General features: G+C 74.5%; 17 protein-coding genes. 1 reads left to right on the top strand and 16 read right to left on the bottom strand.

The window, feature by feature from the left end; genetic code table 11:
* Positions 1 to 9: 9 nt before the first annotated feature.
* Together ACZ66Z_RS09225 and ACZ66Z_RS09220 are read right to left on the bottom strand one after the other, a co-directional pair.
* Positions 10 to 3,372, bottom strand: a complete 3,363-nt coding sequence (locus ACZ66Z_RS09225) for an FtsX-like permease family protein (protein ID WP_469933360.1) — start codon at positions 3,370 to 3,372, stop codon at positions 10 to 12.
* 153 nt (positions 3,373 to 3,525) lie between these two features.
* Entirely contained in the window at positions 3,526 to 3,930 is a 405-nt protein-coding gene (locus tag ACZ66Z_RS09220) for a globin (protein WP_469933359.1), read from the bottom strand.
* Positions 3,931 to 4,027: 97 nt separating this feature from the next.
* On the opposite strand from ACZ66Z_RS09220, the gene ACZ66Z_RS09215 reads away from it, so the two are divergent.
* On the top strand, positions 4,028 to 4,987 hold the full coding sequence (locus ACZ66Z_RS09215) for a methyltransferase domain-containing protein (RefSeq protein WP_469933358.1): 960 nt from the start codon (positions 4,028 to 4,030) through the stop codon (positions 4,985 to 4,987).
* Between the two features lie 3 nt (positions 4,988 to 4,990).
* On the opposite strand, the gene ACZ66Z_RS09210 is transcribed toward ACZ66Z_RS09215, so the two are convergent.
* From ACZ66Z_RS09210 to ACZ66Z_RS09145, 14 genes are all read right to left on the bottom strand, one after another.
* On the bottom strand, positions 4,991 to 6,322 hold the full coding sequence (locus tag ACZ66Z_RS09210) for an FHA domain-containing protein (RefSeq protein WP_469933357.1): 1,332 nt from the start codon (positions 6,320 to 6,322) through the stop codon (positions 4,991 to 4,993).
* A 41-nt stretch (positions 6,323 to 6,363) separates the two neighbouring features.
* Entirely contained in the window at positions 6,364 to 7,689 is a 1,326-nt protein-coding gene (locus ACZ66Z_RS09205; RefSeq protein ID WP_469933356.1) for a vWA domain-containing protein, read from the bottom strand.
* A 53-nt stretch (positions 7,690 to 7,742) separates the two neighbouring features.
* Complete coding sequence (locus tag ACZ66Z_RS09200; RefSeq protein ID WP_469933355.1) at positions 7,743 to 9,158, bottom strand: PP2C family serine/threonine-protein phosphatase; 1,416 nt, start codon at positions 9,156 to 9,158, stop codon at positions 7,743 to 7,745.
* 2 nt (positions 9,159 to 9,160) lie between these two features.
* Complete coding sequence (locus ACZ66Z_RS09195; protein WP_469933354.1) at positions 9,161 to 11,677, bottom strand: serine/threonine-protein kinase; 2,517 nt, start codon at positions 11,675 to 11,677, stop codon at positions 9,161 to 9,163.
* A gap of 59 nt (positions 11,678 to 11,736) precedes the next feature.
* The gene (locus tag ACZ66Z_RS09190) at positions 11,737 to 13,023 is read right to left on the bottom strand and encodes a coiled-coil domain-containing protein (RefSeq protein WP_469933353.1); all 1,287 of its coding nucleotides are present in this window, start codon (positions 13,021 to 13,023) and stop codon (positions 11,737 to 11,739) included.
* A 54-nt stretch (positions 13,024 to 13,077) separates the two neighbouring features.
* Positions 13,078 to 14,139: a glutamate ABC transporter substrate-binding protein gene (locus ACZ66Z_RS09185; RefSeq protein WP_469933352.1), complete on the bottom strand. Its 1,062-nt coding sequence runs from the start codon at positions 14,137 to 14,139 to the stop codon at positions 13,078 to 13,080.
* Positions 14,140 to 14,150: 11 nt separating this feature from the next.
* A complete protein-coding gene (locus ACZ66Z_RS09180) occupies positions 14,151 to 15,593 on the bottom strand; it encodes a hypothetical protein (protein WP_469933351.1) in 1,443 nt (480 codons plus the stop codon).
* 250 nt (positions 15,594 to 15,843) lie between these two features.
* Entirely contained in the window at positions 15,844 to 16,824 is a 981-nt protein-coding gene (locus ACZ66Z_RS09175; RefSeq protein ID WP_469933350.1) for an N-acetylglucosamine kinase, read from the bottom strand.
* The gene (locus tag ACZ66Z_RS09170) at positions 16,815 to 18,080 is read right to left on the bottom strand and encodes a 6-phospho-beta-glucosidase (protein ID WP_469933349.1); all 1,266 of its coding nucleotides are present in this window, start codon (positions 18,078 to 18,080) and stop codon (positions 16,815 to 16,817) included. Before ACZ66Z_RS09170 ends, ACZ66Z_RS09175 begins: the two co-directional genes overlap by 10 nt.
* Before the next feature lie 3 nt (positions 18,081 to 18,083).
* Positions 18,084 to 18,986 (bottom strand): carbohydrate ABC transporter permease, encoded by a 903-nt coding sequence (locus tag ACZ66Z_RS09165; protein WP_469933348.1) that lies wholly within the window; start codon positions 18,984 to 18,986, stop codon positions 18,084 to 18,086.
* Positions 18,987 to 18,989: 3 nt separating this feature from the next.
* Positions 18,990 to 19,931, bottom strand: a complete 942-nt coding sequence (locus ACZ66Z_RS09160; protein ID WP_469933347.1) for a carbohydrate ABC transporter permease — start codon at positions 19,929 to 19,931, stop codon at positions 18,990 to 18,992.
* Between the two features lie 7 nt (positions 19,932 to 19,938).
* Positions 19,939 to 21,282, bottom strand: a complete 1,344-nt coding sequence (locus tag ACZ66Z_RS09155; protein WP_469933346.1) for an ABC transporter substrate-binding protein — start codon at positions 21,280 to 21,282, stop codon at positions 19,939 to 19,941.
* Positions 21,283 to 21,335: 53 nt separating this feature from the next.
* On the bottom strand, positions 21,336 to 22,550 hold the full coding sequence (locus tag ACZ66Z_RS09150) for an ROK family transcriptional regulator (RefSeq protein ID WP_469933345.1): 1,215 nt from the start codon (positions 22,548 to 22,550) through the stop codon (positions 21,336 to 21,338).
* Positions 22,551 to 22,717: 167 nt separating this feature from the next.
* Positions 22,718 to 23,776 carry a mechanosensitive ion channel family protein gene (locus tag ACZ66Z_RS09145; RefSeq protein WP_469933344.1) on the bottom strand — a complete coding sequence of 353 codons (1,059 nt, stop codon included), beginning with the start codon at positions 23,774 to 23,776 and terminating at the stop codon, positions 22,718 to 22,720.
* Positions 23,777 to 23,981: the final 205 nt, after the last annotated feature.

Genomic DNA, 23,981 nt, shown 5'->3' with positions numbered 1-23,981 from the left:
CGGGCGCCATCAGTTCTCCCCCCGGTGGCGCAGGGTCACGACCGGGTCCGTGCGGCGCAGGGCGATCGCGGCGACGACGGCCAGCGGCAGCGCGGCGACACCGGCGAGCAGCAGGGCCACCTGGCCGAGGGGCAGTTCGACGAGGACCGGCGGGACGGGCCGGGCCGCCCGGCCGGTGAGGACGACGAGCGGGACGACGGCCCGGGCCAGGACGGCGCCGAGTCCGATGCCGACGAGGAGGCCGATGCCGATGAGCAGCCCCTGTTCGGCGGCGATCAGCCGGGCGAGCTTGCGCTGCGGCGCGCCGAGCGCCCGCAACACCCCGAATTCGGCGGACCGTTCCCGCATCGCGCCGGCCGAGCCGACGCCGAAGCCGACGGCGGCGAGCGCGGCGGCGGCCGCGGCGACGGCCATCAGGGCGGCGTTGGGGCCCGCGCCGAGCGGGTCGCCGAGGAGTTCGGCGGCGACCTCGTCGCGGACGAGGACCTGGGAGGGGTCCGCGTCGGCGCGGGCGCGCAGGGCCTCGGCGACCTCGTCCGCACGGCCGGGGGCGACGGTCAGCCACCACTCGTCGGGCGGCAGGGTGACGGTCCCGCCGGTGGAGGCCGCGAGGTACTGGTTGACCGCGGCCAGGTCGAGGAGGACCGCGCCGCCGTCCTCCGGGGTGGTGACGGCACCGGCGGCCGAGTCGGTCCGGGCGCCGGGGCCGGTGGTGGGCAGCTCCTCGACCACCCGGTCGACGGTGACGTCGATCTGCCGGCCGTCGAAGTCGACCTCCACCAGGTCGCCGGGCTCGGCACCGCTCGCCGCCATGAAGCCCTCGGTGGCCACGGCCGAGAGCCGCTTCGGGGCCTTCGGGGCGGGGGCGTCCAGCCGCAGGGCGAACTCCGAGGGCGCGAGCCTGACGTCCCCGACGGACATGCCGGTGAGGGCGAAGGAGACGGAGTACGGGGCCGGGCGGCCGCCGGGCCCGGCGGCACCGGCCCGTCCGCTCGCGGTGCCCTCGGCCGTCCCCTGGTTGCCGTAGGCCAGCTCGGAGGCGGAGGCCCAGGGGGCCAGGACCTGCGCGGGGGCGTGCGTCCTCGTGCGGCCGTCGGCCCCGGTGGTGGTGAAGCGTTCGACGTGCAGGGTCCGTGTGTGGTCCGGGCCGTCGGCGACCGGACCGGTGAGCTCCAGGCCGATGAGGGCGAGGCGGCCGCCGGAGCCGCGGGTGCCGTCGGCGCCGGGCACGGCGGTCAGCGCGCCGAGGTCGAGGCCGAGCCGGTGGGTGCGGTCGTCGGAGGGCAGTGATCCCACGGCCTGCCGGTACGGGACGCCGCTCGGGTCCTCCAGGACGGCCGTGACCCGCGCCTCGGACGTGCCGGCGGGCGCGGAGGCCCGCAGGTCGAGGGCGAGCGCCCGGGTCCCGGCGGGCAGCGGGAGACCGCGACCGCCGGTGGACTTCGGGGTCAGCGGTGCCAGCAGGGACGGGACGGGGACGTCGGAGAGGTCGGGGCGCAGCCGCAGTCCGCCGGCGTTGCGGGTGTCGACGGCGAGGACGGTGGCGTTCTTCCCGGACACGTCCATGGAGGCGCGGTGCACCGGGGCCACGGCCCGGACGCCCGGGACGGCGGCGAGGCGTTCGGTCCGCGTCGGCTCGCCGGTTCCCGCGCCCAGCACCCGGACGTCCGTGCCGACGCGGAAGTCGGCCTGGTCGCCCTGCGAGCGTTCCCACGAGCCGCTCTGCCCGATGGCGAGCATGCCCATCGCCACGGCGAGGACGAGGAGGAGGACGGGGCCCGCGCCGCGCAGCGGCCGACGGCTGAACTGCCAGCCCGCGAGGGCGGCGGAGAGCCCGCGGCCGCCGGCCGCGCGCCGCTCGGCCAGCTTGGCGGCGGGCGGCAGCAGACGCAGCGTCAGGACGGTGCCGGCGAGCAGGGCGAGGGCGGGCGCGGCGACGAGCACCGGGTCGACGGAGCCGCCGCCGGCCCCGTCCGCGCCGAGGGTGCCGCCCGCGGCGGCCGGCCGCTGGAGCTGCCAGTACGCGACGGCGGCGACGGCGAGGAGGCCGAGGTCCGCGCCGGCGCGGACCGGGCCGGGCAGCGCCGCCGAGCGGGCCTTGCGCAGCGGGACGACGGAACCGTCCCCGGCGGCGAGCGCGGGGGCCACGACGGCCGCCGCGCAGCACAGGGCGACCAGGGCGGCGACCAGCCACACCCGGAGCGAGGGCGAGGTGGCGAGGCGCACGCCGAGCGAGGAGAGCGCCGACCGCTCGGCGAAGAGCCGGGTCAGCGGGCCGGACAGGAGGGGCGCGGCGAGCGCCGCGGGCAGGGCGAGCAGCAGGGCCTCGGCGGCGGCGAGCCCGGCGATCCGGCGCCGCGAACCGCCGCGGGCCCGCAGCAGCGCCGTCTCGCCGGAGCGCTCGGTGCTGAGCAGCCGGGCGACGAGCAGCAGCGCGTACGCGGCGAGCAGCACCAGCTGCACGGCGACGATCAGGAGGGTGGAGCGGGAGACGAGCAGCGCCCGCCGGGTCTGGTCCAGGACGGTCGGCAGCGCGGTCGACGCGGAGATCGTCGTGCCGAACGCGTCCGTGGCGGCGGCCAGCTCCTTCGGGCCCTCGGTCGCCGTGGTGCGCAGGGCGTCCATGCGGTCCGTGGTGAAGCCGGTGAAGTCGGCGGAGCCGAGCCAGGAGGTGTCGCCGGGGCTCAGCGCCCCGGAGCGGAGGACGGCCGGGTCGACGAGCAGCGGACCGTACGTCGTGAACGCGACGGTCCGCACGCCGCGGCCGCCCGCCGGGTCCAGCTGCCAGTACAGGTCGGCGGTGTCGACGGGCTGGTAGAGGCCGGTGATCCGGGCCTCCACCTTCCGGTCCTGGAGCCGGTCGGTGAGGTCGAGCACGGTTCCGGGGCCGATCCTGAGCCGCCGGGCCGCCTCCTCGGGGAGCGCCGTCTCGACGACGCCGCCGGTCCGGGCGGGCGAGGGCCAGGAGCCCTTGACGAGCGAAAGCCGGGAGCGGTCGAGCGCGGCGAAGTGCGTCAGATCGGGGTCGCCCTCGCGGGCGGCGGGCGGCTGGAGGGAGCGGGGCAGTGCGTACGACCCCGAAAGTTCGAGCCGTCGTACGGTCACCGGGAGCCCGTCGAAGGTCTTCCGCATCCCGTCCTCGACGGCGGCCTCGGCACCGGCCCGTTTCGCGTCCGGCACCTGTCCCCTCACGAGCAGCGAGGCGGCGGCGGCGGACCGGCCGCGCAGCCCGGCCTGGAGCGCGGCGTCCCCGATCGCGCCGGAGAAGGCGGCGAGGGTGGCGAGCACCGAGGTCGTCAGGAGCACGGCGAGCAGTGCGGCGGCGAGCAGCAGCCGGTGCGCCCTGACGCGCAGAAATACGAACCCCGTCACCCGTCCCCCTGGACCCGCTGAAGTTTCCTCGGATGCTTTCAGAGGGCACGCGTCACGGGTAACCGCTTTCACACGGACCTTGATGGGATCGTGACCGTTATTCGGCGTTCCGTGTCCGGAACGTTTCAGTCCGTGCCGTCGGCAGGTGACCTGCTAGTTCGCGCTGTTCACCATCGAGGCCGCCGCGTACGTCAGGTAGCGCCACAGCTCGCTCTCGTGCTCCGGGGCCAGGCCCAGCGAGTCGAGGGCGTCGCGCATGTGCCGCAGCCAGGCGTCGTGGGCGGCCCGGTCCACGGTGAACGGCGCGTGGCGCATGCGGAGGCGGGGGTGGCCGCGGTGGTCGCTGTACGTGCGGGGGCCGCCCCAGTACTGCATCAGGAAGAGGGCGAGACGCTCCTCGGCCGGACCGAGGTCCTCCTCGGGGTACATCGGGCGCAGCAGCGGGTCGGCCGCGACCCCCTCGTAGAAGCGGCGGACCAGACGGCGGAACGTCTCCTCGCCCCCGACCTGCTCGTAGAAGGTCTGCTCCTGCACCGTTTCCCCGGGAATCTCGTTCACCGTTCCATCGTCTCAGATGCCCCGGCCGAGGACCGGAGCCCTAGGACCGCCCGTACGGCCGCTCGCCCCGGGGCCCGGAGGGCGGGAGAGTGGACCCATGGACGAGTTCGCCGGGGTCGGCGCGCGGGAGCGGCGCGCGCTCGTGCGGGAGATCGAGGCGGACGGCCTGCTGACCGACCCCGCCTGGCGGGCGGCCTTCACCGAGGTGCCGCGCCACCTCTTCGTCCCGTACTACTACGTCTCCGCGCCCGGCGGCTACGAGCGGCTCTGGGCCGGCGACCCCGAGCCGGAGCGCCGGGACCGCTGGCTGCGCGGGGCGTACGCGGACACGGCGATCGCCACCCGGATGCGGGACGGGGACCTGGTCTCCTCCGCCAGCCAGCCCTCCCTGATGGCCCTGATGCTCGACGCCCTGGACGTGCGCGACGGGGACGACGTCCTGGAGATCGGCGCCGGGAGCGGCTACCACGCGGCCCTGCTCTGCCACCGCCTCGGCGAGGAGCACGTCGCCACCGTCGACCTGGACGAGGAGATCGCCGAGTCCGCCCGGGCCCACCTCGCCGCCGCCGGGTACCGGCCCGCCGTGCTCGCCGCCGACGGCGCCCGCGGCTGCCCCGAGCACGCCCCGTACGACCGGATCGTGGCGACCTGCGCGGTGCCCTCCGTCCCGTACCCCTGGCTCGCCCAGTGCCGGCCCGGCGCGCTCGTCCTCGCGCCGCTCTCCACCGGACTGATCCTGCTGCGGGTGAGCGACGCCACGCACGCGGAGGGGCGGTTCCTCGCGACCTCCGCGTACTTCGTGGCGCTCCGAGGCGTCGCCGCCGGGGCCCCGGAGCACGACAACCCGCGCCCCGGCCCGGCCGGGAACGAGCGCTTCCTCTTCCTGTGGGGGCTCGTCGGCGGGACCCTCGACAGGCGCGAAGCGCTCTCGCTCTGGCTGCGCGAGCGGCGGCCGGGGCGGGAGCGCTTCGGGGTGACGGTCAGCGGCGAACGGCAGTGGGCCTGGCTGGACGACCCCGGAGGGCCGTACGCCTGGCCCCTGCCGGGGACCGCCTGACGATCAGGCGAGCCGGATCGTGATCGTGGTCCAGGCGCCGACGTGCACCTGGTCGCCGTCCTGGAGCTGGACGGGGACGTAGGGCTGGATCGGCTCCTCGCCGCCGTTGACCGTGGTGCCGTTGGTGGAGTTCTGGTCCACCACCGCCCACGAGCCGTCCGGCTGCTGCACCAGCACGGCGTGCTGGTGCGAGACGCCCGGGTCCTCCGGCGGCACCGACAGGTCGATGTCGGGGGACTCGCCGGTGGAGTGCCGACGGCGGCCGATGGAGACCTGGTTGCCCTGGAGCGGCAGGTGCTTGGCCGGCGAGTATGCGGGCAGGTTCAGGCCCGTCGCCTCCGGACCGCTGCGCTGCATCATCGCCATGAAGTACTCGCGGTCGGGACCGATGACCGCGGTCCAGCTCAGGGGCTGCTGCTGTCTCGGCGGCTGGAACTGCTGCGGAGGCTGCTGCTGCCCCTGGTGCTGCTGCCCCTGGTGCTGCGGGGGCCCCTGATGCGGCGGAGGCTGCGGGGGCTGGTGCTGCTGCGGAGGCGGCGGTCCCTGGTGCTGCTGCGGTGCCTGGTGCGGCTGGTGCTGCGGGGCCTGGTGCTGCGACGGCGGCGACAGGACCCAGTCGTCGTCCGCGCGCGGCTGCGGCGGCGCGGGCGGGGCGGGGGCCTGGAGGTACGCGGGCGGGGCGGGCGGCTGCTGCTGCGCCGACGGGCGCTGCGGCGGGGCCTGGTGGTGCGTGGGCTCGGCGCCCAGCGGCTCGGCCGGCCGGTTCACCTGAGAGGGCCGCGAGCCCTGGTAGCCGAACGGGTCCGGCTGCTGCTGCGGCGGCGGGGGCGGCGAGGACTGGAAGCCCGGCGGCAGGTTCAGGCCGGGCGGCGGCCCAGGCTGCTGCGGCGGGGCGTTGTGCGGGGCCGGCGGCGTGTACGAGGTCGCCGTGTTCGTGAGGAAGTTCCAGCGGCACTCCTCGCAGAACGGAGCCATGTGCTCGCGCGGCGTGCGGCACTGAGGGCACAGCTCCGCCTGGGCCGTCGCGTTCGGGTCGCCACCGTGACCGAAGCCACCGGGGGCCGCGGGGGCGCCGGGACCGAAGCCGCCCGGAGCACCGGGACCGAAGCCGCCGGGAGCACCCGGCGGCGGGCCCATCGGGGGCCGACCGGGACCGTGCTGGTCGGGACCGTGCTGGTCGGGGCCTGCGGGGCCGGGGTATCCGTACGCGGGGGGCGGCGGCGGGGGAGGCGGCGGTACGGCACCCGTCGGCGCACCCGCCCCGGCCATGCGATGGCCGCAGACCTCGCACCAGTCGTCGGAGACCGACTGGTGTCCGTTCGGGCAGGTCGGCATGTCGGTGCTTCCCCCTCTCGTCTTCCGGCCCGGTGGCCGGGCTACCTCTTGACGCGAACGGTCTTGGTGGAACGGGTCTCGAGTGTCATCTCGTCCGCTTCCGCGACCTTCGCCTTCAAACGCACAGTACCGGTCGCCGCATCGACCACGTCGACCACCTTCGAAAGCAGTTTCGCGGTGTCCGCGTTGCCGGAGGCCGCCGCGAGCTGCACGGCGCGGCCCAGTTTGGCCGTCGCGCCGTCACGATCGCCCGATTTGCGGGCATCCAGACCCTGCTGGATGACGTCCGCGAGCTCGGCCTGACCCGTGTAGTGCGCGACCTGCGGGTTGATCGACGTCGACATCGCGAGGTCGTCCGTCCACACCGCCCGTACCAGTCCTTGAGACAGCGGGCGCGGATCGCCGCCCGCCGGGTCCGGGGCGATCAGGGAGACCCGGGCGGCGAGCATCTCCTGGCCGACCGCCGCCTGCGGGACCCGCACGCTCACGTGGTAGTCACGGGACTCGTCGCCCCACGAGCCCGTCGGATAGTCCCCGGCGCGCGGCCCGGCCCCGGTGCGCCGCCCCGTCAGGTCCTCGACCGCCGGCGCCACCTGCTTCACGAACATGATCTCGACCCCCACCGGGGTCCACAGGCGCAGCGCGACGTCCGCCACGCCCTTGCCCATCGCCTGCTCCATCATCGCCGTGAAGTCGGCGGCGAGCCCGGCCGGGTCCGCGACGATGTCGGCCGTGCCGAGGAGCGCCGAGGCGATCCCGGTGACCTCCTTGACCTCCCAGTCCGTGCCGACCCCGCGCGCGTCACAGGTGAACCGGCCCGCGCAGGCGTCGAGCGCGGCCCGCAGCTCCTCCGGCGACTCGTGCTCGTTGCGGCCGTCGGTGAGCAGGACGCCGTGCCGGATGGTGAGCTCGGCGGAGGAGAGCAGCCGGTCCGCGAGGCGCAGCCAGGTGCCGATCGCCGTGCCGCCGCCCGCGGAGAGCCGGCGCAGCGCCTCCTTCGCCTCGGCGCGGGTCCGGGCGTCGGCGACCGCGAGGCCGCCGTTCCCCGGATAGACCTCCTTCGCGACGTGCGTCCCGGCGACGACGGCGAAGTGCGTGCCGTCGCGCAGGGTGTCGACGGCGGCGGCGGTGGCCTCCCGCGCGCCGCGCATCTTGGTCGCGGGGTAGTCCATCGAACCGGAGCAGTCGAGCATGATCACCACACCGGCCGCGGCCGGACCGCCGCCCGCGAGGCCGCCGCCGGTGCCGCCCCCGGTCGAGGTGACCGTGACGATCGCGCTGACGTCCCGGCCGCCCTCCGGCAGGAATTCGTTCTGGTAGACGTCCACCGAGAACTGGGGCACGGTCGACTTGGAGAAGTTCGCCATCTGATTCGGCTCCTCGGGCAACAACGGTGGAGGGGAGGGGGATCGGCGGCCGCTCAGGCGGGTCCCGCCCCCGTGGCGACGGCGGCGAACGGGACGAGCGCGACCGTGACGTTGTCGTGGCCCCCGCCGTCCAGGGCGTGGCCGACGAGGACCTGCGCGCCGTGCAGCGGGCGGTCCGCGGCGTCCGCCGGGACGACCCGGGCCATCTCCTCCGCGGCCTCCGCGTAGTTCCACAGTCCGTCCGTGCAGACCACCACCACGCCGGAACGATCCGGCTTGAACGCGGCCGTGTGCGGGTCCAGTTCGTAGGAGTCGGCGCCGAGCCAGCCGGTGATCGCGTGGGCGCGCTCGTCCGCGTACGCCTCCGCCTCGTTCATCAGGCCCGCCGCGACCATCTGCGCGGCCCACGAGTCGTCCTCGGTGAGCCGGGCGGGCGGGGCGCTGCGGTCGTCCGGCACCCAGTAGACCCGGCTGTCGCCGACCCAGCCCACGACGAGCAGGCCGCCGGCGACGACGGAGCCGACGATGGTGCAGGCCGGGGCGTTGCGGTGGCGGTGCGGATCGTGCTCCGCGCCGTCCTGGCCGGGCTCCTCCGCGAGGGAGTTGACGGCCTCGGCGGCGGCCACGATCGCCTCGTGCATCGCCTGCTGCGGGTGCGTGCCCCGGGGCAGCGCGGCGAGCAGCGAGGCGCCGGCCGCCTCGGCGGCGGCGGCGGAGGCCTCGTCGGGGCGGGTCGCCGAGGAGACGCCGTCGCAGACGATCGCGAGGGTGGCGGGGGAGCCGTCGGGCAGGGTGGTCGACGAGACGGCGAACGCGTCCTCGTTGCGGTGGTGGCGCAGCCCCCGATCGCTGACGGCGGCGACGCCGGCGAGGTCCCGCTCCATGTGGTCGCGCTCGCGCGGCTGGGCGTGCCCGCAGTTCTCGCAGTACCCGTCGGCGTCCACCCGCCCGGCCCGACAGGCCACGCAGAGGCCGGGGGCCGGGGCGGGGGAGGAGGCGGCGGCGGGGGCGGGCGCGGCCGGAGCCGGAGCCGGAGCCGGAGCCGGAGCCGCGGGCACGGGTGGGGCGGGCGGGGCGGTCCGTACCGCCGCGCGCGGGTCCGGCGCGGCCAGCTCGAAGTCCCCGCTGCCGGCCGTGGTCTCCCCGGCGGGGCCGGCGCCCTCCGCCGGCACCGGGCCGTCCGCGCGGACCTCCGTCGCCGGGAGGTCGCGGCCGCCGGAGTCGGTGCCCGGGAGGTCGCCCGGGTGCTGGGTCATGGTCGAGAGCGAACCGGGCTCGCGGGGCGGGGCGTCCGGCCACGCCACGGGGGCGCCGATCGCCACGGTCGGGCGGTCCGGCCCGGTCTCCGCGGACGGCGCGGCCGACAGGTCGTGGCCGCACGCCCCGCAGAACCGGTCACCCGACTCCAGCGGCTCCGCGCAGCCCGGGCAGACGGCGAGTCCGTGCGACGGCTTCGGCTTCTGGGACATCCTCACACCCACGTCCTGGGGCGGAAGCGGTTGGCCCGCTCCACCAGTTCGATCCTCTCCTCGCCCTGCTGGGCGAGCCGGGCCAGCACCCGGTACGAGCGTTCGAGGCCGAAGCGCAGTCCGCGCTCGTCCAGTTCACTTCCGAGCAGCAGCGCGCCACCGCCCGGTGCCGCGCCGGGACTCCCGGAGAGTACCCAGTCGAGGGCCGTCCCGAGCACCTCCGTCGACAACCGCTCCCGGCGCACCGCGTCCAGACCGAAGCCCTGGAGCGCCGAGACCTGCGCCGCGGCCGCCGTCAGGTCGGCGCCGAGCGGCTCGTGCGCGGGGCGCCGCCGCAGCCGCGCCCGCACGGCCGCGACCCGCGCCGCCGTGTAGTGGATCGACGCCTCCGGTACGGATTCCAGGGCCTGTACGGCTCCGGTGCGGTCGCCGGCCGCGAGCCGCACCCGGGCGAGTCCGAAGGCCGCGCTGACGAAGCTGGGGTCCGTGACCCACACCAGGCGGTAGTACTCGGCGGCGTTGTCCAGCTGGCCGAGGACCTCGGCGCAGATCCCGAGGGCCAGCTTCGGCGCCGGCTCGCCGGGGAAGGCGTCGTAGACCGCGTCGAAGGCCAGCGCCGCGTGCTCGTGGTCGCCGGTCACCAGGGAGGCGACGCCGCGGTACCAGACGACCCGCCAGTCGTCCGGGTCCCGCTCCTCCAGACCGGCGAGGGTCCGTGCGGCGGCGGGCAGGTCGCCCAGCTCCAGCTGGGCCCGCAGGGTGCGCAGTCGCAGCTCGGCGGAGGGGGCGGGCGCGCCCTGGAGCGCCCCGAGGAGCTCGCCCGGGGCCGCGGCCGCGAGCCCGGCGAGGAAACCGGCGTTGGGGTCGTTCGCGTCGACGCGCGGCACGGGCAGCGCGAGCGCGGTGGCGGGCGCGTCGAGCGGCGCGAGCAGCCCCCCGAGCCCGGCACCGGGAAGCGCGGACACCCCGGCGGCCGGCGCCCGCCCCGGGACCGCTCCCGTCGGCAGCGCGCCCGTGGCGGCCGTTCCGCGTCGCCTGCCGCTCCGGCGGGCGCCGAGCAGCGACACGTCCTCCATCGGTTCGGCGAACAGCGTGGTGTCCGTGACCCGCACCTCCGTGCCGAACAGCGTGGAGAGCGCCGGCCGCGGCCGCCCCGACTGGAGCGCCACGACCTCGCGCAGCACGCCCGTCAGCTGCTCCGCCATCTCCTGCGCGGAGGCGAACCGGCGGGCCGGGTCCGGGTCGGTGGCGCGGACCAGGAAGCGGTAGTACGACTCGTACGTCCGGAAGACCTCGATGTGTTCCGGGTCGGGCAGCGAGTCCGCGAAGACGTTCGTGTAGCCCTGGAAGTCGAAGGTCATCACGGCGAGCGTGCGCGCCACCGTGTACAGGTCGCTCGCCACCGACGGGCCGACCTCGGCCACCTCCGGCGCCTGGTAGCCGACCGTGCCGTAGATCGCGGACTCGTCGTCGTCCATCCGCCGGACCGCGCCCATGTCGATGAGCTTCAGCTGGTCCTCGGACTGGATGGCGTTGTCGACCTTGAAGTCGCAGTACAGCAGGTTCCTGCTGTGCAGGTGCCCGAGCGCCTCCAGGGCCTCGATCCCGTACGCGCAGGCCTGCTCCACCGGCAGCGGATCGCGCCGGCCGTCGGGGGTGCGCCGGTCGTTGGCGATCTCCTTGAGCGACTTGCCGCCGACGTACTCCATGACGATGTAGCCGTCCAGGGAGCCGGTGCGCTGGTCGAGGTGCTCGACGAAGTTGTAGATGCGGACGATGTTGGAGTGCTCGATCTCGGCGAGGAAGCGGCGCTCGGAGATCGCCGCGGCCATGGCGTCCTGGTCGCCGGTGTCGAGCAGGCCCTTGAGGACCACCCACCGGTCGGAGACGGCCCGGTCGACCGCGAGGTAGATCCAGCCGAGGCCGCCGTGCGCCAGACAGCCCGCGACCTCGTACTGGCCGTGCACGATGTCGCCGGCGCGCAGCTTCGGCACGAAGGAGTACGGGTGTCCGCACGCGGTGCAGAAGCCCTCCGTGCGGCCCGGCCGGTCGCCCCGTGCCCGGCCCACCGGAGCCCCGCAGTCCGAACGGGAGCAGAAACGCTTCCGCTCAGGCACCTCGGCGTTCTCCATCACCGCCGCCCGCGGGTCGGGGCGCGGCACCTCGGGGATCGTCACCAGGCCCGCGCCCAGCCGGTTCCGGGCGGACTGCCCGGTCGACGAGCCCGAGCTGCGCACCGACACCGAGCGGCCCGTGGAGGCGCCGGAGGCCCCGGACAGCGAGCGCGAGAGCCGGCCGGAGACCGACCGGCGCGAGGTCGAGGAGCGGGACGAGGACCGGGACGAGGCGCGCGAGGAGGCCCGCGAACCGCTCCGCGCGGAGCCGGAGTCGGCCCCGCCGACGCCGCCCGCCCCCCTGCCCGGCACGGCCGTCCCGGTCGGCGTCGACCCGATGAGCCCCCCGGCCGCGACGACCGGGGCGAGCCCGCAGGTGTCGCAGTACAGCTCGCCGCCTCCCATGTCCTCGTACGAACCCCCGCACGAAGGACGCTGACAGCTCCCCACACCCGTCTCCCCGCTCACCACTGTCGCCCTCCCGCGTCTCCCGCGTCCCTCGGCCCGGACAGCACCTCCGCCACCGCCTGCTGGTAGCGCAGCACCGCCTGCTCCGCGACCCGCAGGTCGCAGGGAGCGCTCCACAGCATCCGGCGCGCCGCGTCGTACCGCTCGACCAGCAGCGGGTCCTCCGCCGCGCCGAGCCGCGCCACCTTCGCCTTGTACGCGTCGAGCCGGCCGCGCAGCTCGGCCCGGACCGCCAGCGGCGCCGTGACCGCCGTCAACGACTCGCGGGCCCGCATCAGTTCGTCCTCCGCCTCCCGCTCCAGGGAGTCCAGGAGCGGGGAGAGCCGGTGCCACTGGGCGCGCCGACGGTACTCGGCGGCGGCCGCGAGCCGCTCCTGGAGCACGATCGGCGGCCCGCTGACGGCCGGCACCTCGGAGGCGGCGATCTTCGCGAGGACCTCGCCGCGCGCCGACCGGGCCTCGGCGAGCGTCCGGTCCGCCCGCGAGAGCACGTCCCGCAGCCGCAGCAGCCGGTCCTCGGAGTCCTGCCGGACCGCGAGGACCGCTTCGATCTCGCGCCGTACGTCCTCCAGGGCCAGGGCGGCCCGGTCGTACCGCTCGGTGTCGGGCCGGCCGCCGCCCGGCGCCGAACTCCCCGCCGCCGGCTGCCAGAACGCCAGCGGGTCGGTCACGACCTGGGAGCGCAGTGCGGTCAGCTCGGCCGTGATCGCCTCCAGCTCGTCCCCCGCCGGGTGCTCCCCGGGCCGCACGCCGACCGAGCGCGCCAGCGAACGCGTCCGGCCCAGCTCGGCCGCGAGCAGGTCTATCCGGGCGGGCAGCGCCGACCAGACGGCGTCGGCGGTGACGACCAGGTCGAGCGAGGAGGCGTACAGCTCGTTCATCCGCCGGACCAGCCCCTCCAGGCTGAACCGCTCGGTGAGCAGGGCGCCCTCGGCGGCCCCGCCCGGGACGAGCACGGTGTCGCCGCGCAGCCGGTCGGTCAGCTCCACGAGCTCCTCCCGGCCGGGCCAGCGGCGCCGCGCGCGCACCTCGCGGGCGTCCCGCAGGGCCCCGGTGTACACGTCGAAGCAGGTCCAGAGCAGGGTGATGGTCCGCTCGGCGGCCGCCCACCGGTCCCGGGTCGTCCCGGTCAGCTCGGCCCCTTCGAGCAGCCTGCGGCCCGCGTGGTCCTGGAGCGCGAGGAGCGAGTCCTCGATCGCCTTGTGCTCGGCGCCGAGCCGCGCCAGCGCACGGTCCACCTCGTCCCGGTCCATCACCGGCCCGGGGGGGTCCGTGACGCCCATCGGTCACCTCTTCCGCTTCGTGTACAGGTCGTTCGTCGGGGGCGGCAGGGGCCGCTACTTGTACAACGGAGCGGGAGGTCCCGATATCCCGGGGAGGTCCTTCTCCAGCCACTCCTTGTACGCCGCCTGCCAGGGGCCCTGCCGGTAGCCCACCAGGACCTGGTTGACCCGGCGCACCAGGTCGTCGTTGCCCAGCTTGGCCGCCACCCCGTAGTACTCCTCGGTGAACGGCCGGCCCTTGAGCTCGACCGCCGGGTCCTGCGCGGCCTGGCCGGCCGCGAGGGCGTTGTCGGTGACGACGGCGTCGACCTCGCCCATCTGGAGCCGGGCCAGGCAGTCCAGCTGGTTGGGGACGGTCAGCAGGTCCTTGTCGTCCTTGGTGCCGTCGGCCTCGTCCTCGAAGACCGCGCCGAAGGACTTCTCCGCCAGGGCGTCGTAGGCGGTGGAGCCCTCGGCGGTGCAGACCCGCTTGCCGCGCAGCGAGGAGTCGTAGCCGGTGATGCCCTTGTCGAGCTTGGGCGCCAGGACCTGCTGGCCGGCCCGGAAGTAGGCGGTGGAGAAGGCGACCTGCTCGATCCGCTTGCAGTTGATCGTCATGGTGCGCACGACGAGGTCGACCTTGCCGCTGTTCAGCGCGGCGATCCGCTGGTTGGTCGGGATCGTGCGGAAGACGATCGCCTCCGGGTCGCCGAGGACGTCCTTGGCGACGGCCCGGGCCAGGTCGATGTCGAAGCCCTCCAGGACGCCCTTCTCCGGGTTCCGGTAGCCCCAGCGGTAACTGGACTGGTCGACGCCGACGATCAGCTTCCCGCGCTCCTTGATCGCCCGGATCGACGGGCCGTCCGCCGACGAGGGCGTGAGGGAGGCCTCGGGGTGCTCGCAGGTGTCGGCCTTGATCGGGACGCCGGTGCCCACGCCGGGGCCGGGCGTCCAGGGCGCGGCCGCCGCGCCGCCGTCGTGCGCGAGGGGCAGCAGGGTCAGCGAGGCGGTGAGCCCGCAGGCCAGGGCCATGGCGGCCACCCCGCCCCAGCCCCGCAGCCGCTTCGCCGCGCGCAGCGCGAGCGGGCCCGCGCCGCTCGCCGTCCGCCGCGCCGGCGAGTCCGCGCCGTTCGGCATCCCGCCCCCTCTCACCGGTACTCCGACAGTCTGCGGTTGATGCCGAGCACGGCGCCCGCCGCACCCAGGATCCCGAGGGCCGCCGCGCCCAGCGGCAGCGCGGTCAGCGCGTCCCTGGCGTCCCCGGCGGAGCGGGTGAACTCGGCCTGCTCGTGCGCGAGGGCCCGCTCCAGGGCCGCGTCGACCTGGTCGAAGGACCGGCCGGTGGAGCCCTCGGCGCCGACGACCCGGGCGAGGGCGCCCTCGTAGTCGCCGGCCTCGTCCTTCGCGCGGGCCTCCTTGTGGCGCGCGCGCCAGTCCGCCGCGCGCGCGGCGGAGTCGTCCACCGGACGGCGCCCGGCGTCGTCGTCGGCGAGTCCGCGCGCCGTGGCGAGCGCCTTCGTCAGGGCGCTCATGCTCGCCGCGTAGTCCGCCTCGTACTTGTCGTTCCCGCCGTCCTCGGTGAGCACGGCGCCCCGGGCGACCAGGGTCAGGTTCTCGTTGGCGCGGGCGGTGAGCGAGCTGATCCGGGCCGTGTTGAGGACCTGGAGGGAATCCTGCCCGTGCGTCCGCGCGCCGTTCAGGTCGGTCCGCGTCACGGTGTGCGCGGCGAGGAGCCACAGCAGGACGACCGCGGTGGCGGCGGTGGCGGCGAGCAGCCCGTGGTTGAAGACCCGGTTGGTGCGGGCGTAGTTGCGGCGCTGGGCCCAGAGGAGGACGCCGAGGGCGAGCAGGCCGAGCGCGAGCGACGGGAAGGGCCAGGCGCGGGCCGAGTCGTCGTCCCGGTGCAGCCGCGCCGTCTCCGCCGCGTACAGCCGCTCGGCGGCCGGCAGCAGTGCGCTGGTCATCTGCTGGTTGGCGTACCGCAGATAGGCGCCGCCGAGCGGCAGGCCCTGCCGGTTGGCGGCCCGGGCGCGCTCGATCAGGCCCGTGTAGCGGGGGAGCTCCTCGTTGAGGGTGGCGATCTCGCGGGCCGAGGCGGACGAACCGTCCGTGTTCGCCGCGGCCTTGACGAGCAGCCGGGAGGCGGTGGTGACGTCCCGGGTGTAGCGCGCGCGGGACTCCGCGGGCTCCAGGGTGCCGGCCAGGAACCCGGCGGCGGCGGTGGTGTCGGCGTCGGCGAGGGAGCGGTAGATGGCGGCCGCGTCGGCGCTCAGGGGCTGGCTGCGGCCGACGACGTCGTCGGCCGCGGAGGTCCGGCCGGTGACCTCCAGGGCGGTGACGGCCCCGAACGCGACGACGAGCAGCGCCAGTACGGCCCCGAGGATCTGGAGGCGGCCGGGCTCGGTGGTCGCGGCCTCCCGCAGCCGCTCCCGTCCCACGGCCCAGGCGCCGCGCCCCGCGGGCGGGCCGACGACGGACGCGGGCGACGGCCGTGCGGGCGACGGCTGCGAGGGCAGGCCACCGGGGCGCGCGGGCGCCTGTGCCGTGCCCGGCGCCGCCGGGGCGGCGGGCACGTTCGGCGGGTGTGTCACTTGACCTCCCCCTCGGTCGCTGACGTCTGCCCGGCCAGCAGTATGGCCTCAGGGGGCCGTCCGCACACCGGGATTGACTCGATCTTGTACCTATCGTGCCCCATGCCCCCCCTGCGTCGGCGGGCGAACCCCCTCACCCTGAATACGTCACCGGGCGGGCATCGGTTCCGCGCCGGCCGTCGCTCGAACAGGTGAACATGCGTGCGGGGCGTCCCGTCGCACCCGACGGGACGCCCCGCGCCCACCCCGCTCAGCCCTCGTACCGCGCCCGCAGCCGGGCCTTCGCCTCCGGGCCCGCCGCCACCTCGTCCAGGGCGAGCAGGCCCGCGCCGAGGACCGGCGGCGCGGTCACGAAACCGATCACGGCCTTCGGCGCCCGCTCCGCGAGGAGTTCGCGGATCCGCTCCTCCAGCTGCGGGTGGCGCGCGGCGAGCACGCTGCCGCCCAGCATCACCGGGGCCTCCTCGTCGTGGAGTCCGAGCCGCCGGAGCGCGACCGTCGACATGGCGACGACCTCCTCCGCCAGCCGGTGCACGAGCGACAGCGCCACCGGGTCGCCCCCGGCCGCGACCGCGAACAGCACCGGCGTCAGCTCGTGCCGCCGTGCCACCGGGACCCCGCCCAGGTGCAGCGCCTCGATCAGCGCGTACATCGACTCCAGGCCGAAGTGCGCGGGCAGCGCGTCGGCGAGGGCGGTGGGCCGTCCCCGCCCGTCCTCGGCGCGCGCCGCGAACCACAGGGCCTCGTCGGCCAGTCCGCCGCCCCCGCCCCAGTCCCCGGAGATCTTCCCGATCGCCGGGAAGCGGGCCGTCCGCCCGTCCGGGGTCATCCCCACGCAGTTGATCCCCGCCCCGCACACCACCGCGACGCCCCGCGGCTCGTCGAGCCCGGCCCGCAGGATGGCGAAGGTGTCGTTGTGCACCCGTACGGACCGGCTCAGGCCCCGGCCGAGCAGCTCGGCCCGGAGCGCGGCCTCCTCGACGGGCAGGTCGGCATTGGCGAGACAGGCCGTGACGTGCGCGAACTCCGCCGGGACGCCCGCCCCGGCGCAGGCCCGCCCCGTGATCTCCACGAGCTCGTCGACCGCCGCCCCCACTCCCACCACGGGCGGCTGGAACCCGCCGCCGCGCGCCGACCCCAGGACGGTCCCGTCCCGGGAGAGGACCGCGACGTCGGTCTTGCTGTTCCCCGCGTCGACCGCGAGGAGGACGCCGTCCGGGTTCACGCCCACGCGAGGTGCTCCCGGTTGTGCGCGATCAGCCGGTCGGCGAGCCCGTCGGCGTACGCGTACTGGCCCACCAGCGGGTGCGCGAGCAGCGCCTTGAACACCCGGTCCCGGCCGCCGCGCAGCGCGGCCTCCAGGGCCAGGTCCTCGTAGGCCGTCACGTTCGCGATCAGACCGGCGTACAGCGGGTCCACCGGCGCGACCGGCAGCGGCGCGGCACCGTGCGCGCCGACCGCCGCCTGCGTCTCGATCACGGCGTCGTCCGGCAGGAACGGCAGCGTGCCGTTGTTGTACGTGTTCACCACCTGGTACGGCGAACCCCCTCCGCCCAGGAGGGAGGCCGCCAGGTCCACGGCCGCCTCCGAGTAGAAGGCACCGCCCCGCTTGGCGAGCAGCGCCGGCTTCTCGTCGAGCGCCGGGTCCCCGTACATCTCCAGGAGCTCCCGCTCCATCGCCGCGACCTCGGCGGCCCGCGAGGGCTTCGTGCCGAGCTCCCGCACCACCTCGTCGTGCGCGTAGAAGTACCGCAGGTAGTACGAGGGGACGACGCCGAGCCGGTCCAGGACCGGGCGCGGCAGGCGGAGGTCGCCGGCGATCGCGTCGCCGTGCCGGGCGAGCAGCCGGGGCAGCGCGTCCTCGCCCTCGGGGCCCCCGATCCGTACCGCCCGCTCCCAGGTCAGGTGGTTGAGCCCGACGTGGTCGAGGTGGACCTCGGACGGGGCCACGTCGAGGAGCTTCGCGAACTTCCGCTGGAAGCCGATGGCCACGTTGCACAGGCCGATGGCCTTGTGCCCGGCCCGCAGCAGCGCGCGCGTGACGATGCCGACGGGGTTGGTGAAGTCGATGATCCAGGCGTCCGGGTTGGTGCGCCGGACCCGCTCGGCGATGTCCAGGACGACCGGGACCGTGCGCAGCGCCTTGGCGAGGCCGCCGGCGCCGGTGGTCTCCTGGCCGACGCAGCCGCACTCCAGCGGCCAGGTCTCGTCCTGCTCGCGGGCGGCCTGCCCGCCGACCCGCAGCTGGAGCAGGACGGCGTCGGCGCCCTCGACCCCGGCGTCGAGGTCGCTCGTGGTGACGACCTCGCCGTCGTGGTCCTGCTTGGCGAAGATCCGCCGGGCCAGGCCGCCGACGAGCTCCAGGCGCTCGGCGGCGGGGTCGACGAGGACGAGTTCGGTGAGGGGCAGGGTGTCGCGCAGGCGCGCGAATCCGTCGATCAGTTCGGGGGTGTAGGTGGAACCGCCCCCCACGACAGTGAGCTTCATGTGTCAGCCCTTCACTCCGGTCAGTGTGACTCCCTCGACGAACGCCTTCTGCGCGAAGAAGAACACGAGGATCACGGGGGCCATGACCAGGACGGTCGCGGCCATGGTCAGGTTCCAGTCGGTGTGGTGCGCGCCCTTGAAGGACTCCAGGCCGTAGCTGAGCGTCCAGGCGGCCGCGTTCTCGGAGGCGTAGATCTGCGGCCCGAAGTAGTCGTTCCAGCAGTAGAAGAACTGGAAGAGGGCCACGGCGGCGATGCCGGGCCTCGCCATCGGGAGCACGACCCGCAGCAGGGTGCGCAGTTCGCCGCAGCCGTCGATCCGGGCGGCCTCGACGTACTCGTTCGGGATGGTCAGCAGGAACTGGCGCAGCAGGAAGATGGCGAAGGCGTCGCCGAACGCCATCGGGATGATCAGCGGCCACAGCGTGCCGGAGAGGTCCATCTGCTTCGCCCAGAACAGGTACATGGGGATGATCACGACCTGCGGCGGCAGCATCATCATGGCGATGACGAGCAGCAGCGACAGGTGCCGGCCCCGGAAGCGGAACTTCGCGAGCGCGTACGCCACGGGGATCGAGGACACCACGACGAGGGCGGTGCCGAGGCCCGCGTACAGCAGGGAGTTCCCCCACCAGGTCAGGAAGCCCTCCGTCCGGAAGACCCGGACGTAGTTGTCCCAGTGCCAGGAGTCCGGCGTCAGGTCCCGGGTGAGCGCCTGCTCGTCGCTCATCAGGGAGGTCAGGAAGACGAAGACGAAGGGGAGCACGAAGAACAGGGCGGCGGCGATGCCGAGCGAGTGCACGGCGATCCAGTGCAGCAGCGCCCTGCGGCGGGCCCGCTTCCCGGCGGGGCTCACCGCGCTCCGGACGGGGGAGGGAGCGGGGGCGGGGGCGGTCGTGGTCGTCATGGTTCAGTCACCCGAGCCGATCAGGCCGCCGCGCCGACGCATCAGCAGCGCGGTGAAGGCCATGGAGAAGGCGAAGAGCACGAGCGCCACCACACAGGCCGCGCCGTAGTTGAACTGGCTGAAGCCGAGGCTGTAGATCAGCTGCGGGAGGGTCAGCGTGGAGTCGTCCGGGTAGCCGGGCTGGAAGGTGGTGCCGGAGCCGCCCATCACCCCCGAGGCGACCTTGGAGGCCACGATCGGCTGGGTGTAGTACTGCATCGCGCCGATGATCCCGGTCACGACCGCGAAGAGCACGATCGGCGAGATGTTCGGCAGCGTGATGTACCGGAACCGCTGCCAGGGGGACGCGCCGTCCAGCTGGGCGGCCTCGTACTGCTCCTTCGGCACGTCGAGCAGGGCGGCCATGAAGATGACCATGAGGTCGCCGACGCCCCACACGGCGAGGACCGTGAGGGCCGGCTTGGCCCAGTCCGCGTCGTTGAACCAGGAGGGGGCGGGGACGCCGACCGCCTCCAGGAGCGAGTTGACCGGGCCGGTGCCGGGGTTGAGCAGGAAGACGAAGGCGAGCGTGGCGGCCACCGGCGGCGCCAGGTACGGCAGGTAGAAGAGGGTGCGGTAGATCCCGGCGCCCTGCTTGATCTTGGTGATCAGCATGCCGACGCCGAGGCCGAAGACGACCCGGCAGGTCACCATGACGACCGCCAGCCAGAGGGTGTTCTGCATCGCCGGCCAGAACTTCGGCAGGTCGGAGAAGACGTACGTCCAGTTCTCCAGGCCGCGCCAGGTCGGCGGGTTGAGGCCGTCGTAGCGCATGAACGAGAAGTACACCGTGGAGATCAGCGGATAGGCGAAGAAGAAGCCGAAGCCGATCAGCCAGGGGGACATGAACAGCGCGGTGCGCAGCGCGTTGCGCCGTCGCTTCGCGCGGAGCGTGTACGTGGTCATGACGGGGTCACTTCGCCGCGGCGATGTCGCGGTCGATCTGGGCGGCGGCGTCCGCGAGGCCCTTCTTGAGGTCCGTGATCTTCCCGCTCTCGTACTTGTGGGCGAGGCTGGAGAGGGTCTCCTGGTAGGCGGGGCCGTTCACGGCGCCGTCCGGGGTGGTGGACTCCGGGTGCCGGGCGATGTCCAGGAAGGTCTTGAAGCGGTCGTCGAACTTCAGGTTCGGGGACTTCAGCGCCTCGAAGGTGGAGGGCACGTTCCCGATGGCGTTCGCGAAGCCCACCACGGCCTCGGTGTCCGTGGTCATGTACTTGACCAGCTCCCAGGCCGCGTTCTGCTTCCTGCTCTGCGGCGCGATGCCCATGATCGTGCCGGAGAGGTAGCCCTTGCCGTACTCGGCGACCTCGTCGTCCGCGACCGGCAGCGGCGCGACGCCGACGTCGAACTTCACCCCGGCCTCCTTGATGAAGTTCAGCCGCCACTCGCCGTCCAGCTGCATGGCGACCTGCCCCGTCTGGAAGGGGTGCTTGGCGCCCCACTCGTCGCCGAAGGTGGTGCGGTACCTGTCGAGCTTCTCGAAGCCGCCGAGGGAGTCCACGAGGGACTTCTGGTACGTCATCATCTCGGCGAAGGCCGGGTCCTCGGCGACGTTCGACTTGCCGTTCTCGTCGAAGTAGGCGTGGTCCCACTGCGACATGTAGTGCTCGACGACGGTCTCGTAGCCGAGGTAGTTCGGCATGAAGCCGAGCTGCTCGTAGGAGTCGCCCTCGGCCTTGGTGAGCTTCTTGGCGACCCGGGCGAACTGGGACCAGGTCTTCGGCGGGGCCTCGGGGTCGAGGCCGGCCTTCCTGAAGGCGTCCTTGTTGTAGTAGAGCCCGTACGCGTCGGAGAGCAGCGGCATCGCGCACCGCTTGCCCTCGAACTGGGTGTACTGCTGGAGGACCTTCGGGAACGTCCTGTCCAGGTCCAGCTTCGACTTCGCTATGAAGGGGCCCAGGTCGGCGAGCGCGCCGGAGGAGCAGAACTTGCCGACGTTGGAGGTGGTGAACGAGGACACGACGTCCGGCCCGTTGGAGCCGCCCGCGCGCAGCGCCTGGCCGAGCTTCTCGTCGTTGACGTTGCCGACGAGCTTCACCTTGATGTTCGGGTGGGCCTTCTCGAAGCGGGCGACGTTGTCCTCGATCGCCTTGACCTCGGCGGGCGCCGACCAGCCGTGCCAGAAGGTGATCGTCGTCTCGGCGTTCGGGTCGTCGGTGGCCGCGTTGTCCGCGGAGCCGGTGCAGGCGGAGGCGAGGAGGGCGATCGAGGCGGTGGCGGCGAGCGCGGCGGCGGCTCTGCGCGGGCGTACGGGCATGGCGGGATCTCCCTGAGGGCGGGTTTCGGGCGGGGCGGAAGGGCGGGGGACGGTCAGCGCGAGGTGTCGAAGACCTCGTCGCGCGTGGTGGCGAGGGCGCTCTCCAGGGCGCCGCGCAGCACGGGGCTCCGGCGCACGGCGGAGAGGACGAGCCGCGGCCGGGAAGGGGCGAGGTCGGCGAGCTCGGACTGCACGCGCGCGCGAAGGGGTTCGCCGCCGGGGACGAGGGCGTCTCCGGAGAGCACGATCAGTTCGGGGTCGAGGACGGCGACGAGGGAGGCGAGTCCGGTGGCGAGGCGTTCGGCGTAGCGGTCGAGCAGTTCCGCGTACCGGGGGTCGTCCTCGTGGGTCTCGGCGGCCCGGGACAGCAGCCCGGTCACCACCGGCACGAAGGGGTGGTCGGGCGTCTCGATCCCGGCGGCGCGGGCGAGCCGGGGCACGGCCTGGATGCCCGCGAGCTCCTGGAAGCCGCCGGAGTTGGCCTTGGTGACCTGCCGGACGAGCGGGGTGCCGGGCACGGGCATGAAGCCGAGCTCGCCGGCGCCCCCGGTGAAGCCGCGGTGCAGCCGCCCGCCGAGGACGAGGGCGGCGCCGAGCCCGCCCTCGTTCCACAGCAGGGCGAAGTCGGCGTGACCCCGGGCGGCGCCGAGGCGCTGCTCGGCGACGGCGACGAGGTTGACGTCGTTCTCGTACTCGAACGGCATGGGGAGGGCGGCGGCCAGCTCCTCCAGGAGGGTGGGGGAGTGCCAGCCGGGCAGGTGGGAGGCGTACCGCAGGCGTCCGGTGGCCGGGTCGAAGGCGCCGGGGGTGCCGATGACCAGGCGCCGCACGTCCTCGCGGGCGACGCCGGCCGCCTCGACGGCCCCGGCGAGGGCGTCGGTGACCTGGCGGACGACGCCGGAGGCGGAGCGGCCGGGGGTGCGGAGCTCGTACTCGCCGACGATCTCGCCCGTGATGTCGGCGACGGCGGCGTGGACGCGGTGCTGGTCGACGTCGAGTCCGGCGGCGTACGCGGCCCGCGCGTTGACCGCGTAGAGCTGGGCGTTCGGCCCTGGCCGGCCCTCGGTGGTGCCGGTGGCGACGACGAGCCCGGCCGCTTCGAGGCGGCCGAGCAACTGGGAGGCGGTCGGCTTGGACAGGCCGGTGAGCTTGCCGATCCGGGTCCGCGAGAGGGGGCCGTGCTCCAGGAGCAGGTCCAGGGCGGCGCGGTCGTTCATGGCCCGCAGGACGCGCGGCGTGCCGGGGGTTCCCGGGGTCGTACCGGCCATGGGACTCGCACCTGCCCTCGTCTGGTTGCGCACACTGTTAGGAAAGTTTCCTGTTTTGTTGGGAGGAAGGTAGGACGGTCGTCACGGAGGCGTCAAGAGCCGGGGACGCGACTCGCCCCCGGAGGCGGCCGAAGCGTTGCCTGCGGGGGCGTGCGGGACCGGAGGGGCTACTTGGAGAGGTCCTTCGGCAGCGGGGTCGCCGCCGTCGACTGCGGCGAGGTCGTCGAGGCGAACACCGACGGGGCCGCCATCCCGGCCGTCGGGTCGGCCGCCGCCTCCTCGGACTGCGCCGGGACGCCGCCCACGATCCGGATGCCGGCCTCGTCCAGGCCCCGCTTGATGCGCCAGCGCAGCTCGCGCTCCACGCCCAGCGACTTCCCCGGCATCGTCTTCGCCGAGACCCGGACCGTCATCGAGTCGAGCAGCACCTCACTCAGACCGAGCACCTCCACCGGACCCCACAGGCGCTCGTTCCACGGCTCCTCCTTGGACATGGAGTCCGCCGCCTCGGCGATCACGGCCCGCACCTTCTCCAGGTCCTCCGTCGGCCGGACGGTGACGTCCACGCCGGCCGTCGCCCAGCCCTGGCTGAGGTTCCCGATCCGCTTGATCTCGCCGTTGCGCACGTACCAGATCTCGCCGTCCACCCCGCGCAGCTTGGTCACCCGCAGGCCCACCTCCACGACCTCGCCGGAGGCCACCCCCGCGTCGACCGAGTCGCCGACGCCGTACTGGTCCTCCAGGATCATGAAGACGCCGGACAGGAAGTCCGTCACCAGGTTCCGCGCGCCGAAACCGATCGCCACGCCGGCCACACCCGCCGAGGCGAGCAGCGGCGCCAGGTCGATCTTGAAGGCGCCGAGGATCATCAGCGCGGCCGTGCCCAGGATCAGGAAGGACGCCACCGAGCGGAGCACCGACCCGATCGCCTCCGAGCGCTGCCGCCGCCGCTCGGTGTTGACCAGGAGACCGCCGAGCGTCGTCCCCTCCACCGCCTGCGCCGAGCGGTTCATCCGCTCGATCAGCTTCGTCAGGGCCCGCCGGACGGCCATCCGGAGCAGCAGGGCGACGACCAGGATCAGGAGGATGCGCAGCCCGGTGTTCAGCCAGGTGGACCAGTTCTCCTCCACCCAGCTGGCCGCGTTCGTGGCCCTCTCCGCGGCCTCGTCCAGGGTCACCGGCATCGGTTCGGGTTCGGTGGCAGCCGCCAGGGCGGACCAGGACACGGGACAACCTCCAGGCATCGCGTACGCAGGCCATCCACAGTAACGGGGCGTCGGACGTGCTCCCGTAGCCGTGTTCGAGGGAGAGACCGACCTCACCTGGGCACATACAGGGGAGAGATGCCGATGTGGTCGAGAACACCCCGGGTCCGCCACCCCGATCCCGATACGTGGTGGCGCCGCGACCAGGCATGAGGAGAGACTGAGA

The organism is Streptomyces sp. NPDC107498 (assembly GCF_055582805.1).
Note: the sequence above shows the minus strand (reverse complement) of the source record. Positions and strands in the feature narration are given on the sequence as shown.

Bases quoted from the DNA above. Each gene is read 5' to 3' on its own strand.
- ACZ66Z_RS09215 (WP_469933358.1), top strand. From the start codon at position 4,028: ATGGACGAGTTCGCCGGGGTCGGCGCGCGGGAGCGGCGCGCGCTCGTG.
- ACZ66Z_RS09210 (WP_469933357.1), bottom strand. From the start codon at position 6,322: ATGCCGACCTGCCCGAACGGACACCAGTCGGTCTCCGACGACTGGTGC.
- ACZ66Z_RS09205 (WP_469933356.1), bottom strand. From the start codon at position 7,689: ATGGCGAACTTCTCCAAGTCGACCGTGCCCCAGTTCTCGGTGGACGTC.
- ACZ66Z_RS09200 (WP_469933355.1), bottom strand. From the start codon at position 9,158: ATGTCCCAGAAGCCGAAGCCGTCGCACGGACTCGCCGTCTGCCCGGGC.
- ACZ66Z_RS09195 (WP_469933354.1), bottom strand. From the start codon at position 11,677: ATGGGAGGCGGCGAGCTGTACTGCGACACCTGCGGGCTCGCCCCGGTC.
- ACZ66Z_RS09190 (WP_469933353.1), bottom strand. From the start codon at position 13,023: ATGGGCGTCACGGACCCCCCCGGGCCGGTGATGGACCGGGACGAGGTG.
- ACZ66Z_RS09185 (WP_469933352.1), bottom strand. From the start codon at position 14,139: ATGCCGAACGGCGCGGACTCGCCGGCGCGGCGGACGGCGAGCGGCGCG.
- ACZ66Z_RS09170 (WP_469933349.1), bottom strand. From the start codon at position 18,080: ATGAAGCTCACTGTCGTGGGGGGCGGTTCCACCTACACCCCCGAACTG.
- ACZ66Z_RS09165 (WP_469933348.1), bottom strand. From the start codon at position 18,986: ATGACGACCACGACCGCCCCCGCCCCCGCTCCCTCCCCCGTCCGGAGC.
- ACZ66Z_RS09160 (WP_469933347.1), bottom strand. From the start codon at position 19,931: ATGACCACGTACACGCTCCGCGCGAAGCGACGGCGCAACGCGCTGCGC.
- ACZ66Z_RS09155 (WP_469933346.1), bottom strand. From the start codon at position 21,282: ATGCCCGTACGCCCGCGCAGAGCCGCCGCCGCGCTCGCCGCCACCGCC.
- ACZ66Z_RS09150 (WP_469933345.1), bottom strand. From the start codon at position 22,550: ATGGCCGGTACGACCCCGGGAACCCCCGGCACGCCGCGCGTCCTGCGG.